The organism is Arthrobacter sp. TMN-49, assembly GCF_054511095.1.
In genome coordinates this window covers 1-18,603 of the sequence record NZ_JBTNDH010000040.1, presented here as the reverse complement: position 1 = coordinate 18,603, position 18,603 = coordinate 1, and the positions used below count along the sequence as shown (strand labels likewise).

Annotated in this window: 15 protein-coding genes; 14 read left to right on the top strand and 1 reads right to left on the bottom strand. The window is 58.6% G+C overall.

Translation table 11 applies throughout. The features are described from left to right. Positions 1-38: 38 nt before the first annotated feature. From ssd to ACX80E_RS14965, 10 genes are all read left to right on the top strand, one after another. A complete protein-coding gene (ssd, locus tag ACX80E_RS15010; protein ID WP_459302832.1) occupies positions 39-1,184 on the top strand; it encodes a septum site-determining protein Ssd in 1,146 nt (381 codons plus the stop codon). Then, positions 1,181-2,494, top strand: a complete 1,314-nt coding sequence (locus tag ACX80E_RS15005) for a TadA family conjugal transfer-associated ATPase (RefSeq protein WP_459302831.1) — start codon at positions 1,181-1,183, stop codon at positions 2,492-2,494. The genes ssd and ACX80E_RS15005 overlap by 4 nt, the downstream gene beginning before the upstream one ends. Before the next feature lie 512 nt (positions 2,495-3,006). Continuing rightward, entirely contained in the window at positions 3,007-3,405 is a 399-nt protein-coding gene (locus tag ACX80E_RS15000; protein ID WP_459302830.1) for a type II secretion system F family protein, read from the top strand. Between the two features lie 2 nt (positions 3,406-3,407). Next, positions 3,408-4,043: a type II secretion system F family protein gene (locus tag ACX80E_RS14995; protein ID WP_459302829.1), complete on the top strand. Its 636-nt coding sequence runs from the start codon at positions 3,408-3,410 to the stop codon at positions 4,041-4,043. Positions 4,044-4,205: 162 nt separating this feature from the next. Further along, entirely contained in the window at positions 4,206-4,430 is a 225-nt protein-coding gene (locus ACX80E_RS14990; RefSeq protein ID WP_459302828.1) for a DUF4244 domain-containing protein, read from the top strand. A gap of 26 nt (positions 4,431-4,456) precedes the next feature. Next, positions 4,457-5,950, top strand: coding sequence for a recombinase family protein (locus ACX80E_RS14985; RefSeq protein ID WP_459302827.1), 1,494 nt, complete (start codon positions 4,457-4,459; stop codon positions 5,948-5,950). Positions 5,951-6,210: 260 nt separating this feature from the next. Beyond that, positions 6,211-6,624, top strand: a complete 414-nt coding sequence (locus ACX80E_RS14980; protein ID WP_459302826.1) for a hypothetical protein — start codon at positions 6,211-6,213, stop codon at positions 6,622-6,624. 128 nt (positions 6,625-6,752) lie between these two features. Then, positions 6,753-7,928, top strand: coding sequence for an ATP-binding protein (locus ACX80E_RS14975; RefSeq protein ID WP_459302825.1), 1,176 nt, complete (start codon positions 6,753-6,755; stop codon positions 7,926-7,928). Between the two features lie 349 nt (positions 7,929-8,277). Then, on the top strand, positions 8,278-9,273 hold the full coding sequence (locus ACX80E_RS14970) for an Abi family protein (RefSeq protein ID WP_459302824.1): 996 nt from the start codon (positions 8,278-8,280) through the stop codon (positions 9,271-9,273). Between the two features lie 164 nt (positions 9,274-9,437). After that, complete coding sequence (locus tag ACX80E_RS14965) at positions 9,438-10,478, top strand: hypothetical protein (protein ID WP_459302823.1); 1,041 nt, start codon at positions 9,438-9,440, stop codon at positions 10,476-10,478. Between the two features lie 151 nt (positions 10,479-10,629). On the opposite strand, the gene ACX80E_RS14960 is transcribed toward ACX80E_RS14965, so the two are convergent. Next, positions 10,630-11,949, bottom strand: coding sequence for a GTP pyrophosphokinase (locus ACX80E_RS14960; protein WP_459302822.1), 1,320 nt, complete (start codon positions 11,947-11,949; stop codon positions 10,630-10,632). 386 nt (positions 11,950-12,335) lie between these two features. On the opposite strand from ACX80E_RS14960, the gene ACX80E_RS14955 reads away from it, so the two are divergent. Genes ACX80E_RS14955 through ACX80E_RS14940 form a run of 4 tightly spaced genes read left to right on the top strand, consistent with a single transcriptional unit; the run spans position 12,336 to position 18,401 of the window. Beyond that, positions 12,336-13,904, top strand: a complete 1,569-nt coding sequence (locus ACX80E_RS14955; RefSeq protein ID WP_459302821.1) for a type I restriction-modification system subunit M — start codon at positions 12,336-12,338, stop codon at positions 13,902-13,904. After that, positions 13,901-15,016, top strand: a complete 1,116-nt coding sequence (locus tag ACX80E_RS14950; protein ID WP_459302820.1) for a restriction endonuclease subunit S — start codon at positions 13,901-13,903, stop codon at positions 15,014-15,016. The genes ACX80E_RS14955 and ACX80E_RS14950 overlap by 4 nt, the downstream gene beginning before the upstream one ends. Beyond that, positions 15,013-15,366, top strand: a complete 354-nt coding sequence (locus ACX80E_RS14945) for a hypothetical protein (protein ID WP_459302819.1) — start codon at positions 15,013-15,015, stop codon at positions 15,364-15,366. The genes ACX80E_RS14950 and ACX80E_RS14945 overlap by 4 nt, the downstream gene beginning before the upstream one ends. Continuing rightward, positions 15,363-18,401, top strand: coding sequence for a type I restriction endonuclease subunit R (locus ACX80E_RS14940; protein WP_459302818.1), 3,039 nt, complete (start codon positions 15,363-15,365; stop codon positions 18,399-18,401). The genes ACX80E_RS14945 and ACX80E_RS14940 overlap by 4 nt, the downstream gene beginning before the upstream one ends. Positions 18,402-18,603 lie beyond the last annotated feature (202 nt).

Genomic DNA, 18,603 nt, shown 5'->3' with positions numbered 1-18,603 from the left:
CTCTGGAGTCTTGTGGGGTTGACGCCCACAGTTGCCTTATGAGAAGCAGCCACAGCCGGTCCCGGGGCAAGACGGGTGACCCCTGGCTTCCGCGCCGGGACACAACAGTTGTGTTGATGTCAGCATCGCCGGAATTGCAGGGTGAAGTGGGACGAGTCAGCGCAGCAGCTGCCGTTGAACTTCTGATTGGGCAGAGCCTTGAAAGCCTGACTGTGCAGTGGGATGACGTGGCGGCGGTGCTCATCGACTCAGCCGTTGACGTGGGGTTTTCTGGCTGGCGTGGACCCACAGCTGTGGTGGGGTTCGCCCAGGATTCCACCCAAATGTGGCGTCAAGCGGCACGGCTGGGGGCGGACCGGGTGGCCATTCTGCCGGACTCGGCGCAGTGGCTGGCCGACTATCTGGCTTGTTTGCACAGTCCGGCCTCGGGTGCGGGGGTGTTGGGACTAGTGGGTGCCTGCGGTGGGGCCGGTGCTTCGACGCTGTCAGTCTTGGTGGCTGCCGGGGCCGCTGCCCGCGGGACCAGGACCTTATTGGTCGATGGCGATCGGTGGGGTGGTGGCTTGAGTGCCGCCGTGTCCGCACAGGACGTGCCGGGACTGCGCTGGCCGGAACTACTCGGAGTCTCGGGGTCCATCAATCCTGAACAGCTCGCAGCCTCGCTTCCCCAACTTGGTCCTTTGGCGCTGCTCTCCTGGGACGCAGTGGCGCAGCCAGACGTGGCTGCTGCTCTCACCCCGCGGGCGCCTGCCGCCGTTGCCGAAGTTATGCGTGCGGCGGGGGGAGGCTACGGTCTGGTGGTGGTTGACGTGGGCCGGACCCCCGAGGCCTTCAGAACTTTTGCGGTTCACTGCAATGGACTTCTTGTGGTGGTTCCGGCCAGGGCGCGCGCTGCTGCGGCCGCCCTGCAGATGATGGACACGCTGCCGCCCATGCCTGTTGCCGCGGTGGTTCGGGGCCCGGTGGGAGAAGGGCTTGATGCAATCATGGTGGCCGATGCCATCGGGTTGCCGCTGGTGGGGGAGCTCCCCAGTGTGCGGGGTGTAGCTGCGGCGTTGGAATCCCAGCGGTTGCCAGAGCTGTTGCGACGGCGGCGTGTGCGGCCTCTTGTGGCCAGCGTCCTTGACTGGATGGCGGGCGGCGCAAAGGTTGTTCGCCGGCCCCCAGCTCGTGGGCAGTCATGAGTGTGCCCGTGCACCGTGCGAACTATCCCGGCACCGAGGACGGTGCTGCCGGGCCGGATCTGGTGGATGCCGAGCTCCTTGATGTGGTCCGCCGCACAGTTTTAGCCCACGCAGGTCCTGTGACCGACCTTCAGGTGGCGGCGGCTGTGAGAGAAAGCGGTCGGCTGCTGGGTGCGGCCGGATCCTTGGTGGCCATGGATAGGATCGCGGCCGAACTCAATGGCTTGGGTCCTTTGCAGACGTTGGTGAAGGACCCCGCCGTGAGCGATATTTTCGTCAACGCACCCGACTCAGTATGGCTTGATCGCGGGATGGGTCCCGAAAGGGTGGCGGTCCGGTTTTCCAGTGAGGGCGAACTTCGCTCACTGGCAGTGCGTCTGGTGGCCAGTGGAGGCCGCAGACTTGATGAGAGCAGCCCCTGCGTTGATGTCAAGGTCGCCTCCGGGTACCGTGTTCACGCGGTGCTTCCGCCTGTCTCCGCAACCGGAACGTTGCTATCCATCCGCATCAAACACAAAACCGTCCTGACATTGGCGGAGTTGGTCGCGGCCAGAAGCGTGGAGCCGCGGTTGGCACGCGTACTGCACAGGGTGATTGAGTGCCGGCTGAACTTCCTCATCAGTGGAGCCACAGGAGCCGGCAAGACGACGTTGCTCACGACTCTTCTGGGCCTGTGCCCCGAACGAGAACGGCTTGTTCTGATAGAAGATGCTGCGGAGTTGGAGCCGCAACATCCCCATGTGGTGACGTTGGAAGCCCGGCACGAGAATGCTGAGGGCGCTGGTGCCGTCGACCTGGCGGAGTTGGTGCGGCAAGCGTTGCGAATGAACCCCGGACGCTTGATTGTGGGCGAATGCAGGGGCAGGGAAGTTCGCGAACTACTCATGGCCCTGAACACGGGGCACAGTGGCGGCGGTGGAACCATTCATGCAAACAGTGCCCATGACGTACCCGCACGGTTGGCTGCGCTGGGGGCTCTGGCAGGCATGAGTCCTGAGGCGGTGTTCTTGCAGGGCGCCAGTGCCCTTGATGTGATCATCCATCTCGAGAGAATCCACGGGCGCAGGGTGGTGACAGACATTGCGGTCGTGGAATTGCGTCAGGGCCAGCTAGGCGTTGTGTCTGCGCTAACCACCCGTGTCCAAAGAGCACAGCTGCTGCCAGCCGGCGGCTGCGGACAGGAGCTGGCGGATGACCTGGTGCAGGGACGAGCGTGGCCAGCACTTGCCCGGCGCCTTGGGTTGCCTGAGGAGGTTGCGGCGCCGACCGGTGCCGCAACCGCTGAGCCAGCACCGGGGGCGACGCCGTGAGCGCCTTGTTGATGCTGCTCTTGCTAGGTGCAGCATGCTGTCTCTGTAGGCCTAACACGTCCTTCTGGCGGACGCCGCCGCGCCTAGGCAAGGCCCGTTGGGTAGGTCCCCTGGGCGGGAACAGGCAAGCTCCGGCGCAGGATCTACCCCGGCTGGTGCGACAACTGGCGTTGTTGCTGGCGGCTGGCAGAACGGGCCCAGTTCTCTGGGGTGCCCTCGCCCACGTGCTGGACCTGGAGGCTGTAAGTGCAAAAGCAGCCCCGGGAGGTCGGGGGAAGGCGCCAGGGCCAAGCGGGCGCTCGCAGACGGCACAGACACTTCCGCAGCTGCGGACCAATAGTCCACCACATAGTGCAGACGCCACCCTTTTGCTGGTCCTGGCCGTGCAACGAGCCAGCGCGTTGGGACTGCCGGCAGCGGCGTCCATACGCGACGCCTGTGCGGGCGCGCTTGTGAAAGCGCGTGGACACCAAACCGCTCGCGCCGCCGCACTCACACCCGAACAGCACAGAATGTGGTTAGAACTGGCGGCATGCTTTGAGGTGTGTGAGGCTAGCGGGGCAGCTGTGGTGGGGGTCCTGAATCGGCTTGCCGCAAGCATCGAGGCCGAACAAGACGCTGTCGCCTTGCGGGAAACAGCATTGGCAGGCCCTCGAGCCACGGTCCGCTTGTTGAGCTGGCTGCCGCTTATTGGGCTTGGCCTCGGGATAGCCATGGGGGTGGACCCCATCGGAGCGCTCCTGGGAGGTCCACTTGGTTGGGCGGTGCTGGCCACGGGCGTGACATTTACACTAGCCGGATGGGCATGGTCCACCAAGATGATCGCCACCGCTGCGGCACCGGCCGCAGCGCGAAGAACTCGCATTGCCGACACCACGGCTACGACGCCACACGCACAACGTAGGCGGTAGTCATGGGAACACTACTGGTCTTCAGCCTCGCCTTCATGGCGGCTTGGTGCCTGTGGGGTGCAAGCCCCCTTGATGCGACGAGGGCAGAAAGTCAGCAGGCACCTCGGTGGCCGCAGGCGCCCGATGCGCAAGGGGCAGAATTGATGCGTAATTCTGGTGCCCTCAAGCGTTGGGGACACCAACACGGCAGGTCCACCGAGGCGGCCGCGGGCATAGCAGAAGTCCCGCTCCTGTTGGAGCTCCTCGGCACGGCGTTGGATGCGGGGCTCACCGTCCAGAGCGCACTGCACCTGGTTGCAGGAGTTTCCGAGCAAGAGATTCGCGAACACTTGCTGCGCGTCGTGGCAGGACTGGAGATCGGTGCATCCTGGCGCAACGCGTGGGAGGGAAACTTGGGGCGCAGCGATGTGGCCCAGATTCATGCCGCGCTCAGCTTCGGTGCTTTGACGGGAGCGGCCGTGGCGCCGCTCCTCTATGCCCAGGCGCAGCACCACAGACGCACTGTCAGCCGCCAGGCGGAAAAGAGGGCGGCAGCCCTGGGCGTCAAGCTCGTGGTGCCATTGGGGCTTTGCTCGTTGCCGGCCTTCATCGCCTTGGGCGTGGTGCCCGTAGTGATGGCCATGATTCCCGCCCTCTGACGTGCCGGCGGAGAACTCCCGCTTCATTCATCCACAGCCCCCGTCCGCCCGCTGGTAGTCCACGGAACACGAAAGTGCTCTATTGGGCGCCACGGGAGCGGAGAAAGATGGGACCTAGCAGCAACAACTGCAGGGGCAGTTCCGAAAAATTAGGGAGTTGAGATGAAAAGCAATGAAGTCGCCAAGGGACAGATCCTCGGCGCAGATGGCACGGCCATCGCCGAAAATGTTCGTGAGATCTTTCCCGGCGCCATTCACACAGCACCCGTGGTGAACCGTAGGATTCGCCCGGTGCGAGCGGGCAGGCAGCTGGCTCGCGGGGGCGTGGAAGCAGGGATGGCTACAGCTGAATACGCCATTGCCACCTTGGCCGCCGTTGACGACTAATGTCATATTTGATCTAGACTCACCCTATGGCCTCTAAAGACCCCAAGAACCCAAGGATCGCAGTCTATGCCCGCCAGTCGGCGGATGAGGAGCAAGGCATCAGCCAGCAGATCGACGACTGCCGCGCAGAGGCCAAATACAAGGGCTGGCGGATCGTAGCTGAGTATCGTGACAATGACACCAGTGCCAGCAAGATGCGTGGCTCCGGCACACAGTGGGCGGCTATGCTCAAGGCCTTCGACGCCGGAGAGTTCGACGCAGTATTGGCCAACGACGTTGACCGACTGACGCGCAATCTGAGTGATGTACTTGAGCTGAGTGTCCCACGCCGCACGATCCGGGTACTCACCGTCCGTGGGGGAATCGACACAGCAGTGGATGACTTCATGTTCAAGCAGCTGGTACTCCTCGCGGAGCGTGAAGTGAAGCTAAAGGCTGCCCGGGCCAAGCGGTATGCGCTGGAACGCCGGGCGACGGGTCACCCGACGCCCGGCATGGTCCCGCACGGCTACAGGTGGGTGGCGAAGCAAGACCGTGATGAACAGGGAACCCGGTTCGTGATCGATCCAGACGAAGCGCAGGACGTGCGACAAATTTTCAAGGAGTTCCTTGCTGGAGCACCCTTGGGCCAGGTGGCCCGGGACCTGAACACATCGGGACGGTCGACCCGGAAGGGTGCCCCATGGCGTTCCTCCACGACACGGCGCGTGTTGTTGAATCCCGTGTACGCAGCTCTACTGGCGCCAGCACAACCGGCCGGCGAGTTCGACTCGTCGAAGATCCGAATTGAAGAATGTGTTCCAGGTGCTTGGGAACCGCTGGTGGACCTGGATCAGCTACTCGCCACACGGGGGCGTCTCATCGGCGTCAAGCCTAATCATCACGGCACAGCCCGGAAGTGGTTGCTCGCTGGCCTGGCTGTCTGCGGAGTCTGCCGGGAACCCGTTCGCTCAGCCACAGGCGAGACACATCCGACCGCAAAGGTGGATGGTTCTGGCAAAGCGCCCACCAAGCGTTACCACGCGTACCGCTGCGTCAAGGGTCACTTCATGAGGAACGGTGACATCATAGACAGCTACATAGCGGAGGTCTGCATTGCCCGGTTGTCACAGCCGGATGCACTGACGTTGCTTGCACCGCCCCTTGATTCTGCCGACATCGCTGTGCTCCATTCCCGCCGGATTGAGCTCCAAGGCCGAGATAGTACTATTGCCTCGCTGATCGCCTCCGGAAAGATGAGCCCTAAGGCTGCTGAGGGGGCCCTGGACGATCTTGCTCGCGAGCTTCGAGCCGTGAACGATGAAATTGCTGAGGCCATAAGGCATGACCCTCTGGCTGACCTTGCAGGAATTGACGATGTGCGTGCATGGTGGGACCGCTCGACCTTGGCCCGACGCCGTGCTGTGGTCGAAATGCTCATGACCGTAGTCATCAACCGGGTCGGCTATGGTCGCCGAATCACGACGTTGGTTGCCGCCGCTGAGACTGTTGGTGTCGAACCTCGGCGTGGTGTTGCCTAACCTTGGATGGGTTTTGGCCATGGATCGTTGGGCACAGTAATTGTGTCGGCCGCAACGGCTACACATCACTCCACCCACAGCTCCGAACTGCCTTAAGTGCGGACGACTGCTCTGAAATCGCCCAGCAGAACAGTGCAGCCCAGAGCTCCGCGAACTACAGGATCGAAGCCTACTTACTACTGGGAAGCTTCCGACCGTCAGAGGGCTCACCCGAGGCCGTTGCCGCCGCACAAGTACAGGTCACACTGGCCCGGGCCGATATGCAGGTCGACAGTGTCCGGCTGCTGAGCAGTGCGGTTCGGGAGCGGAAAGCCAGCAACTTGTTCAAGCTGGCAGAACCCTTGCACACGGACTACCCGCTGCGCCAGGGCATCCACGACGGGCTACTGAAGCCTCTGACCGAGCAGGGCGGCCAGGATACCGATGTGACGCTCGGCCTGCGCTGCCAGCAACCGGGGCTGGACATCAGGCCCGGAGACGACATGGTGGGCAGCAGTGCTGATGGCAAGCAGAGCATCATGCTGTTGGTTATCGACGCTGAGCAAGATCAGTGCCCGTGCCTACGTACCGGGCTTGACGGTGGTTCCGACAATATAGAGACGGGCAGCGCGCGAATCCAGGCCACGTTCGGCGAAGATATCAGCGCGCTAGAGGTAACCAAGGTGTTCCTCTAAGAACCAAAATCCAATCCCGCTCGGTTAGGCTTCGGGAACCCATCAGCCGGGCGTATCGTATCGCCCAAAAACGGCGGCATAATTTCAAATTTTGAGATATGCGAAGATTCTTTGGTTAGTATGGAGTTATGGAACCTGCACTCAACCCGTTTGCCCCCGGATCAGGCGTCATGCCACCGGCCCTCGTCGGGCGCCAAACGGAGATCGATGCGTTCGACCTGCTCATCGCCCGTGCCAAGGCCAACGCAGCCGGAGACCGAGGAATCCTACTGACAGGGTTGCGCGGCGTAGGCAAGACGGTCCTGCTCAACATGTTCGCCGAACAGGCCCGCCGACACGGATGGCTAGTTGCCCAATTCGAAGCCCAGCCGGGGGCGCAGGGGCCCAAAATCGTTCGCAAAAAACTCGCCCGCGAGCTCCAGCTGGGGGCTCGTCGGCTCAAGCAGTCGTCCGCCTGGAACTACCTTCGCACACAGGGTCTAGGCAGCATCTCCAACATTTCGCTGGGTCTGGGTCTTCAAGGCCTCACCGCCGACATGAAGTTCGCCCCCGGGCGTGCCGATTCCCAGGACATCGACATTGACCTAGAAGAAATGGTGGAAGATGTATCACTGTCGATGCGTAAAGCCCGGGCGGGATTCGCCTTGGTCATCGATGAGATGCAGGACCTCGATGACGACCTGCTCGGCGCTCTCCTGACCGTCCAGCACACCGCAGGCCAACGCAACTGGCCGTTCTACATAATCGGCGGTGGGCTGCCATCGTTGCCAGGCAAAGTGAGTGAGACGCGGTCCTACGCTGAGAGGCTCTTCCACTACCGAAAGATCGGAAAGCTGAGTCAATCCGCGGCGTCAGAGGCCCTGACGATGCCGATCAGTCGCCTCGGTGGAATCCTGGGCGGCCAGGCATTAGACGTGGTTCTAGAGGCGGCCGGTCAATACCCTTATTTCCTGCAAGCCTATGGACATGCCTTGTGGGAGGCCGCATCTGGCAAGGAAATCTCCGTCGGGGACTCCCGCCTTGCCGTGCAGCTAGGCACCGAAGCCTTGGACCAGGGCTTCTTCGTTGCACGATGGCAGCGCGCGACGGGGGCCGAGAGGAGCTATTTGCGAGCGATGAGTCAGGACGGCGAAGGCCCTACCAATACGGCGGACCTCGGGGACCGGCTTGGAAAGAATCACAGTTCCCTGACCAGCCAGCGAGGGCGCCTGATTGAGAAAGGAATCATCTTCGCCCCTGAGCATGGCCAAATCCAGTTCACCGTACCCGGCATGGGCGCCTATATCGCGCGCCAGCACGACTAGTCGCAAACCGACTTGTCCTCAGCACGGTACTGGGCTAATTCACGGGACCACGGGACCAGCCGATGGGCTCATGTGCCGCCCCAGCGGTCTCTAAGGCGGGGTTTGAGAGGTTTTCCCTGACGGCTCAACCCGACCTTGCCGACTATCTCTTGGGGGAGCCCCTTTTCCGCGGCGAGCTCTTGTGAGACCAAACTGACTCCTTCCGTGTAGAAGCGCAACCGTAGGTGCGCAAACTTGAAAGATGACAGGGGCCTGTGTAGTCTTCTACGTATCAACACCGGTCCCCTCTAGTAGCCAACGACTTCGCGTCAACGGCTACTATGGGCCGGTTTTCATTTAAGCTGATGCGATGGCTAAGTATTCAAAACCTCATAAAACCTACGCAGAACAATTGGCCATCCTTTCTTCCAGGGGGCTTACGAACAGCGATCCACAGGCAGCGATGAGAGACCTTAAGCGAATCGGCTACTACCGACTCTCGGCTTACACATACATTTTCCGTGAGTTTGATACTCAGAACGTGGACAGCCGTGGCAGGCCTCAGCGGCTTGATACGTATTTTCCGGGGTCCAGATTCGAAGATTCAGTAGCCCTCTATGACTATGACACCTTGCTTCGATCTGTTCTCGCTGATGGACTGCAGCAGATTGAGATCGGGATGCGGGTACACCTTGGGCACACGCTGGGAAAGCGAAACCCCTTCGGCCATGAGTTACGCCAAGGACTTGACGCCACAGCCTGTGAGAGGCGATCAGAGCCAACCAAGCCGTCGACCTACGAAAAGTGGATCAAGCGCTACGACGAACTTGCCGATCAGGCCCGCAAGGAAGATTACGTCGCGCACTTCATTATGAATTACAACGCCGAGTACCCCATCTGGGTTGCCACTGAGTTCATGGATTTCGGCTCCCTCACTTGGTTGTACAGCCTTCTGCTTCTCGACGACAGAAAGTCGATCAGCAAGAATTTGGGGGTCAAAGACAACACCGTGACACACGCATGGTTGAAGGCATTGAATGTTCTTCGCAATGACTGCGCCCATCACAACCGTGTATGGAACCGTGTCACAGCGACGGCGCCAGTGAAGCCCCACGAGTCGAAAGTTGCAGGAACAGAGCTCTTACATCTTAGGGATTTGAACAACACCCGGATCTATTTCTTGGCTGCATTAGTGGGCTTCCTAGTCACAAAGATAAACCCTCAGACTAACTGGCCCCGTTCGTTCAAAACCGCCGCTGGGGGCAAGAAGTACCCCCTCATCAAGAGTGTCAATGTTCACGAGGTGATGGGTTTCCCTGCAGACTGGAAAGAGCTACCGCTTTGGAATTATGACCCTAAGATATAGCCTCCCCAATTAAGCGGTGCTGGGCCTGCTCGGGCGTACCGCCCAGCGTGGCTTTCATTAATCTAAATCAATCCCCGGACTGATGTATTGACGCTCCGTCCCAATGTGCTTCGCGGGACTAGACATACGAATCAAATGTCATACGCCCACGGTATGGTTGCCCCATGTCGCTCACGAGCCACCTTGATAACAAGCAGTCACCCGTTCGGCAATTCATCTATGCGAGTGCCCCAGAGCTCGCTCTTGCGGGAACATCCGGACGCGAGGGCAAAGCTATGGCCGAGTTCTTCGGCTTCGGCGAACTTACTGCGCTGGAAACGCGGATCCTCATCCCCGAAGAGGTGACGAATCGCAAGGGCCACGCCATTGTCGCGGGCATGGCTCTCGACTACCGACTACGGATGGATCTACCTGATTTCGATTTCGCGAACACGACGGCTCTGCTAGCCATCGATCATTTCGCCGCGGATCCGTCCTTGGTCCACCGGGGAACGCACATACGCAAAGTCCTCGAGGAAGCGCTTGGCTTCGCTTATCTCACCTTCAAGGACAAGAACAGTCATCCTCTCAGCCTCGCCCGAGCTTCCGTGCCTCTCGCTTGGTGTGAAAGTATCTTGAGGAGCGGCCCTACGGCTGTGCTTTCTGGGGAACTCGGCCGGCATATCAAGCGTTCCAAGAACGCCACTGATCTCATGATGAGCATCGATAGCTCACTCATCATCGACATCGCAACCATGCGTAACGCCGTTGAGCCCCTCTTGGGACAATGGATTCAGGACATCACCGCGGGAGATAAGTATGTTCCCAACCCTAGTTTCCTTGGAAGCTCAGCTGTGGGTGGAGCCGACGCGGATTGGTCTGTCGGAGATCTCTTAGTGGATCTCAAAACTACAGAAAAGATCACGAACCCCTGGCTCAGGAAAACGCTATTCCAGCTCATTGGTTACGCACTGTTGGACCTCGACGATTCGCTAGGCATCCGAAGAGTCGGCATCTTGCTCCCCCGGCAGCCCTTGTTTGCCGTCTGGAGCCTGGACGAGCTCTTCAACCGAGATGCAGCAGAAGCTCTCCCGGCACTACGCGCAGAATTTGCCGACCTCCTCAGCGCGATGGCCAAACTTCAGTTCATGAATTTAGGTCTGACGGTAGATCCACTCGAAGCAAGCACACAGAACGGATGGACCAATGGTTCTCGAGAGCACTAACGACTCAAGCCCTGCCTGCCCTGCAAGCGGCAAATAATTCGGGCGGATGATCGAAAGCCCTACTTGCGGTTGCACGTGGTACGGCAGTAGCCTCAATTCCCCATGACTGATAGTCGACGGCCTTGACCGGTCTCATATTCCCAACGCCCGCTCAGCTCTCAGCGGCCTTGCGCTTTATAGCCTCCGTCAGACCGCGCAGTATCGTCGCTGCTTCACGCAATTGCTCAGGAGGGACATCTCCAGCCTTCCCGTGGAAGACTCGATTACGTAGTTCACGCATCAAGTCGAGTTCCATAAGTTGCTCCGGAGAAACTAGTCCTCGTTTTTGAAGCCGTTTAAATAGGGCCGGTAAGGGAGGCAACCTTTCACCATCGAACCCGGCAATCTCCTTCAGCAGAGTCTCAATCAGTACCCACGCGGCGACGAACTCGCCGAGGGCCAGCTTCTCTGGTGAATTGGTTTTCAAACTTTCAATGGTGGTACGCCGACGGTTCGACGGATGGCGCGAAATCGACATAGCGTCAAGGTAAGCCTCGTAGCGCGATTTGTCCCCCGAGAGCATGAGATCCGCGAGTTGAGCAGCGACGGGTCGGCGTTCGACGTCTTGCTCCAGCAGTTCGAGGTACGTTTCCACAGACGAGGCGGTCGCAGAGTTTTGCTCGGCTAGGAAGTCGAACAATACGTCTATACGACCCAAGGTCGCCTCGGTCAGATCGGTGCCCTGTGCCGATAGGCGCGTCCTGAGAAACTCAGCCAGTTCGTAGTGATTTCGAAACGCTGCTTCAGCGGCAGACACTCTCGCATCTCCAGCCTGTTGAAGTTGCTCAAGAGCAATTTCGCCAGCAAGCACCAGTCCGTTGAGCTGGTCCAGAAGCGCATACTCCGAAGGCGAAAGGTCGCCTTCCAGCGGCTTGTACACCAAGTCATGCTCGACCTCAGACCACGCATGCATAAGTACAGACGCTACTTGAACTTCAATGAGCGCCGATGAATAGCGCTCTTGACCCGCGCTTAAACGCGACTCCGGGATGTGGATTCGGAAGTGTCGAGCACCATAACCGGAAAATCGCTTTGGGCGGGTCGAGATGCCTGGCCCTGATTGCGTGCCCGCTTCCCCATCTTCTGCACCGTTCTGAGATGGGAAACCCTTGAGCTTCTGAACGTCAAACATCGTTCTAATGACTTGTTCCACTTCATCCATTTGCCCTGGAAAGTAGAGTGCCACGCGCACGCCAGCGCGGTCAGCGATGTCTTCACCGATCTCCGCGCTGGACCTATACGACTTCTCGCGGTCACGCACACGCAACTTATCAGCAAGTCGTTCAACGGACTTGGCCCGACTCGTAACGATGGCGCGCAGGCCGGAGCTGGCAAGCTCCGTCTCCAACAAGCCGTGAGCAGCACGCGCCGATGCCTCCCAAAAATCGAACTGCCGCTCATATTCATTCACGAAGTCGTCAACAACGCCCACATTTACCCCCACCTAGATGCAACATTCATTCTTGAGAAGTCTACGTTCGCCACAGCGAACGTATAAGTACATCCAATAATTCCGTTCAGGCCGCAGCCGTCGAAAGGGGGAACATCGAGATTGGCGGGGCAACAAATAGTACGTCAGCTGCAAGGACTGGGAGACCGATCTTTCAGCTTCGTGCCCCACTGCCCACACCATAACGGACATTATGGTGTGTATTTTGTATGTCCCGGAAAGGACTTCGCAAAGCCCAATATGCTGATTGAAGATTGCGCGACTTGGATCGTCACGACTCGGCGAATGCTCCAAGAAGTGAGTTCGCCGATATCCTAGACGTTGAACCCGAGCACAACTGAACCGCGCCCACGCGCAGGAACCGAGATATGACCCCCACGACCAAAGAAGGACAGCGCGCCGAGCTGCACAAGACAATCTGGCGCATCGCAAACGACCTGCGTGGGTCGGTCGACGGGTGGGACTTCAAAAGCTACGTGCTCGGCATGCTCTTCTATCGATTCATCTCCGAGAACCTCACCGCCTACATCAATGCCGGTGAGCACAAGGCTGGCGATCCCGACTTCAACTATGTGATCTTGCCTGACTCCGATGCCGAGTTTGGTCGCACTGAGACTGTGGCTGAGAAGGGCTTCTATGTTCTCCCGTCTGAACTGTTCCAGAATGTTCGCAACGGCGCTTCGCAAGATGCGAATCTGAACGAAACGCTAGCGACGGTGTTCAAGAACATCGAAGGCTCCGCCCTTGGTTCCGGTAGTGAAGACGACATCAAGGGTCTCTTCGACGACCTCGATGTCAACAGCTCTAAACTGGGCCAAACGGTCGCCAAGCGCAATGAAAAGCTCGTGAAACTGCTGGATGCGATCGGGGATCTGCAGCTTGGCAGTTTCGCGGACAACTCGATCGATCTGTTCGGTGACGCCTACGAGTATCTGATGCAGATGTATGCATCCAGCGCCGGCAAGTCCGGTGGGGAGTACTACACACCCCAGGAAGTATCAGAACTCCTGGCCCGCATCACCGTGGTCGGCAAGACCCAGGTCAACAAGGTCTACGACCCGGCAGTTGGGTCTGGCTCCCTACTGCTGAAGTTCGACAAAATTCTCGGCAAGGGCAATGTGCGCCAGGGTTTCTACGGCCAGGAAATCAACCTGACCACGTACAATCTGGCACGCATTAATATGTTCCTCCACGACGTGAATTACGAGAAGTTCAATATTGCGCATGGCGACACGCTCACGGACCCGGCGCACTGGGACGATGAGCCGTTCGAAGCAATTGTTTCCAACCCGCCTTATTCGATCAGGTGGGATGGCGACGCTAACCCGTTGCTGATCAACGACCCACGCTTTGCCCCAGCCGGTGTGCTGGCTCCGAAGTCAAAGGCCGACCTCGCCTTCACAATGCACATCCTGTCCTGGCTGGCCGTTAATGGCACTGCCGCCATCGTCGAGTTCCCTGGAGTCCTCTACCGCGGCGGCGCTGAAGCGAAAATCCGTAAGTACCTGATCGACAACAACTACGTTGACGCCGTAATCCAGCTACCGCCGGACCTATTCTTCGGCACTACGATCGCGACCTGCATCATCGTGCTCAAAAAATCCAAGACCGACAACGATGTCCTGTTCATTGATGCCTCGGCCGAGTTCACCCGTAAGGGGAACAAGAACAAACTCACCAAATCCCACCAGCAGAAAATCCTGGCCGCTTTCACGGATCGCGAGGACGCCAATCACTTCGCCAAGCTGGTGTCCAACACAGACATCGGGGTCAACGACTACAACATCGCCGTGTCCTCCTACATCGAAGCCGAAGACACACGGGAATTCGTGGACATCACGAAGCTGAACGCCGAAATCAGCAAGATCATTGCCCGGCAACAAGACCTCCGGATCGCCATCGACGAGATCGTCGCCGACCTGGAAAATACGCAATGAGTCGCATTGAGGAACTGATTGCTGAGTACTGCCCGGACGGGGTGCCGTTCAAGACGATGGCAGATGTATTTCGCATGAAGGCTGGACAGAATATCTCCGCTACTCAGATTTCGCCGGTGAAGGATGACACACATCCCTACCCCTGCTACGGCGGGAATGGGGTCCGTGGGTTCGTCGAGCAGTCCAACCACGATGGACTGTTTTTGCTTGTTGGACGGCAAGGAGCACTTAGCGGGAATGTTAAGCGAGTAACAGGCAGGTATTACGCGACGGAGCACGCGGTCGTAGTTGATGCGATCCCTGAGATAGACGTCAGCTGGGCCTTCCATCTGCTCGTAGCCGCGAATCTCAACCAATATGTCTCCAAAGGGGCACAACCCGGCCTCGCAGTCGGAACCCTCGCGCGAGTTAGAATTCCGGTGCCGCCTATTGAGGTCCAGCGCGAGATCGCGAAGATCCTTGATAAGTTCACTGAACTGGCAGCTGAGCTGGCGGCTGAGCTGGAAGCCCGCCGCCGCCAATACGAGCACTACCGGAGCGAACTGCTGACTTTTGACGATGATACTAAATTGCGTCCACTTGGCGATGTCGCCGAAAACCTCGACCGCAAACGCAAGCCTGTTACCCGGGGTGCGCGTACGCCGGGTAACATTCCGTACTACGGAGCTTCCGGGGTCGTCGATTACGTCAGCGACTTCATTTTCGACGGCGACTTTCTGTTGGTGTCAGAAGATGGAGCCAACCTGCTGGCACGCTCGACACCAATTGCGTTCTCTATCTCCGGCAAGACCTGGGTCAATAATCATGCGCATGTGCTTCGTTTCGAGACCTACGCGGAGCGCCGATTCACTGAGTTTTACCTGAACTCCATTGACCTGTCGCCATTCATTTCCGGAGCGGCGCAACCAAAACTGAACAAGGCGAATTTGAATCAAATCCTGATTCCAGACCCGTCTTTCAATGAGAAGGAACGCGTCGTCGGGCTTCTGGACAAATTCGATGCGCTCGTGAACGACCTCAGCGTTGGTCTTCCGGCTGAGCTTGCTGCTCGTCGGAAGCAGTACGAGTACTACCGTGATCGTTTGCTGACGTTCGAGGAGGCAACGGCATGAATGCGCAGTCCCGTCCGACGCACAAAGACGCTGTGTTGGCGGCAATTCAGCAACATGGTTTTACCGTCATGCCAAGACCGAAGTTACCACCGACGCTCCTTGAACATGTCCTTCTGAAGGACACGGTCTTCGTCCGGTGGCCGAAGTCGCGTGAGATGGTGGCAGTCTTTTTCTCCGGCCACGGAGATATCGAGGGTTTCGAAGTCCCGCCCGGCACATTACCTGGAGGTCTCGCGGATCTGACCGAGGTCACACAGATTCCGGATGGAGATCCACTGCTGAAGTCATTTTCTTCAGCAGACCTCTTGACGCTCCTCACGGACGTGGTATTTCCGGAGATGACGGCATGATTGATGCAGGTGCGCGGAAGTATGACCCGATCGCGGTATCCAATGAGAGCACTGTTGTTGCCGAGTATGTGCCTGATGCGACGGCTGAAGCCTCATATCAGTCGGAGGCTGACCTCGAGCGCGAGCTGATCAGGCTTCTCCAATCCCAGGCGTATGGGTACCTACCGATTACCTCCGAGGAACAACTGGTCGCAAATCTGCGCAACCAGTTGGGGGCGCTAAATGGCGTCGTGTTTTCCGATGGCGAGTGGAAGCAGTTCTTTTCCGAGCGTGTCTCGGGGGCGAATGACGGCATTGTTGAGAAAACAGTGCGCATCCAGGACGATCATGTCCAGTTGCTCAAGCGGGATGACGGTTCGGTCAAGAACATTACTCTGGTCGATAAGCAGAACATCCACAACAACCGCCTACAGGTCATCAACCAATACGAGACCCCACAGGGCGAGGGCGGCGGGACCCACGCAAACCGGTACGACGTGACTGTGTTGGTCAACGGGCTGCCGATGGTGCACATCGAACTCAAGCGCCGCGGGGTGGATATCCGTGAGGCGTTCAACCAGATCGACCGCTACCAGCGGGACAGCTTCTGGGCCGGCTCTGGCCTGTTCGAGTACGTGCAGTTGTTCGTGATCTCCAACGGCACGCTGACGAAGTACTACTCCAACACCACCCGACGCCAGCACCTGAGCGAGGCAGCGGGGTCCAAACGCGTGCGAAAGACTTCCAATTCCTTCGAGTTCACCTCCTGGTGGGCCGATGCACAGAACAAGCCGATCACCGATCTTTCGGCATTTTCAAAGACGTTCTTCGCCAAGCACACACTGCTGAACATCCTGACCAGATACTGCGTGCTGACCGCGGACAAGATGCTGCTGGTGATGCGCCCGTACCAGATTGTCGGGACCGAGCGGATCCTGCAGAAGATCGATATCTCCACGAACTACAAGAAACTCGGCACCATAGGGGCCGGCGGGTATGTGTGGCACACGACCGGGTCGGGCAAGACATTGACGTCGTTCAAAGCTGCCCAGCTGGCCTCTAAGCTGCCCTCGGTGGACAAGGTCCTGTTCGTGGTGGACCGCAAGGACCTGGACTACCAAACCATGCGCGAATACGACCGATTCGAGACGGGTGCCGCCAACTCAAACGTCTCAACCGCCGTGCTGAAGAAGCAGCTCGAGGATGCAGGCGCGCGGATCATCATCACCACGATCCAAAAGCTAGCCACGTTCATCGGCGGCAACAAGGGACACTCGATCTACGGCGGGCATGTCGTGATCATTTTTGACGAGTGCCACCGGTCCCAGTTCGGTGACATGCATACAGCGGTCACGAAGGCGTTCAAGCGCTACAACCTGTTCGGTTTCACCGGCACCCCGATCTTCGCCGCCAATTCCGGCACCGGAGGGAACCCGCAGCTCAAGACCACCGAGCAGGCATTCGGCCAGAAGCTCCACACATACACGATCGTGGATGCGATCACGGACAAGAATGTGTTGCCGTTCCGCATTGACTACGTGAACACGGTCAAGGTCGGCAACGTAGTCGACAAGCAAGTTTCATCGATCGACACCGAAAAAGCGTTGCTGGCTGACGAGCGGATCTCCAAGATCGTGGAGTACACCCGTGAGCATTTCGACCAGAAGACCAAACGCACCGAGGGCTACACACTCGGGGAAAAGCGGGTGCGCGGGTTCAACGCCATCTTCGCCACCGCATCGATCAACGCCGCTCGAACGTACTACCAGCACCTCCGCGAACAACAGAAAGCGCTTGTCCCCGACAAGCGGCTGAAAATCGGGCTGATCTATTCTTACGGGGCGAACGACCCCGTAGAAGATGGTGCCTTGGAAGAAGAAGGCTTTGACACCAGCGCGCTGGACACCGACGCCCGCACGTTCCTAGATGCCGCGATCCAGGACTACAACGCCGTGTTTGGCACCTCGTTCGACACCAGCGCCGATAGATTCCAGAACTACTACAAAGACCTTTCGCTGAAGCTCAAGCAACGCGAAATCGACCTGGTGATCGTGGTCAACATGTTCCTCACCGGTTTCGACGCAACGACGTTGAACACCTTGTTCGTGGATAAGAACCTCCGTGCGCACGGGTTGATCCAGGCCTACTCGCGCACCAACCGCATCCTGAACTCGGTGAAGACCTATGGCAACATTGTCTCGTTCCGTGATCTGGAGGAACAGACGAACGACGCGATCGCGCTGTTCGGTAACAAGGATGCCCGCGGGGTCGTGCTGCTCAAGCCGTATGGTGCGTACTACAGCGACTATGCCGAGAAGGTGACCGAGCTTCTAGTTGGCTTCCCCTTGGGATCCCCGATTATCGGTGAGTCAGCGCAAAAGGAATTCATTCGTCTGCTCGGTGCCATCCTGCGCCTGCAGAACATTCTCACCTCGTTTGATGAATTCACCGGCAACGAAATCCTCAGCGAGCGGCAGGGGCAGGACTACCGCAGTATGTACCTGGACCTGTATGCGGACTTCCGCAAGGACAAGAATGCCGACAAGGAACAAATCAACGACGACATCGTCTTCGAGATCGAGTTGATCAAACAGGTCGAAATCAACGTTGACTACATCCTCATGCTCGTCCAGAAATATCGCAAAGAACGCGGCGACGGCGACGACAAAGAGATCCGGGCGGAAATTACTCGTGCGGTGGATGCCAGCCCCACCCTGCGCAACAAGAAGGACCTCATAGAAGACTTCGTCGACTCGCTCTCCGTTGACGGCGAGGTAGATCAGGAATGGCGGGCATTCATCGCCGCCAAGCGTGAATCCGAGCTGGAGACAATCATCGAAGATGAGAAACTTCGCCCCGAGGAAACCCGCGACTTCGTGGAGACTGCCTTCCGGGACGGCCAGATCCAAACCACCGGCACTGCCATCACCAAGGTCCTGCCACCAGTATCCCGCTTCTCTGCTGCTGGCGGACACGGCGAGAAAAAACAGGCCGTGATCGCCAAACTCGGCGCCTTCTTTGAACGGTTCTTCGGCCTAAGTTCGACAGGAGACTAACGGCCTATTCTGACACAGCCCAGTCTGGCCACCAGCGTGCGAACTCTATCCAATGGATTTACCACACTCCCAAGTGGTCAATTCAGCTAGGTGTGATGTGTCGCGACATCGTTGACTGATGTAGCGGGACATAGGTGACAAAAGCTCTCTCCTTCGGGAGGGGGCTTTTGTTATTTTTTGGGTTGGTAGCTTTTGCTTGGAT